Genomic DNA, 540 nt, shown 5'->3' with positions numbered 1-540 from the left:
CCATGTGGATTCCGAAAAAGAGCAGCAGTGTCTCGCTGCGGGAGTTGCGTGCCGCTATCCGGCCTACGCCGTAGTGTTGTTTCTGATTGCCGAAACTGCCCTCCATGGCGGTCGAGCGCAGTGTACCGATTATTCGCCGTGCGGCGCTTATGTCGGCGTCCTCATCCTTTGGCTTCGGACCTTTGCGTACAAAGCAGGTTGTTATGCCGTTTTCGGTACAGTACCGCCGGTTGTCGTTGTTGGCATAGATTGTGTCGGCTCCGACTCTGGCCACTTTGACGCCTGTCAGTTCCTGCTGATATTCAATGCACTCCTTTAATCTTACGCCCTCGTTGAAGGCTTCGAAGGAATGATGCTCGATGAATGATATTCCATCAATTTGCATGTTGTTGACCTTGGCTCCGAACTCCACACGCCTGTTCTCCTTGCCTCTGACAATGGGTCGGATGTAAGGGCGGTCTATGCTGACGATGCGGTGCTTTACCTCCTTTTTCTGAGCCAGCGCGCTTTGCTGGCTGAACACTTCTTTAAGGGCAATAA

At 52.8% G+C, this 540-nt stretch carries 1 pseudogene; it reads right to left on the bottom strand.

What is annotated here, in order from left to right:
• Nucleotides 1-540: pseudogene (locus tag D4A39_RS19105) on the bottom strand (IS5/IS1182 family transposase); the annotation flags it as partial.

It is taken from the genome of Alcanivorax profundi, from assembly GCF_003597125.1.
GTDB classification, from domain to species: Bacteria; Pseudomonadota; Gammaproteobacteria; order Pseudomonadales; family Alcanivoracaceae; genus Alcanivorax; species Alcanivorax profundi.
Note: the sequence above shows the minus strand (reverse complement) of the source record. Positions and strands in the feature narration are given on the sequence as shown.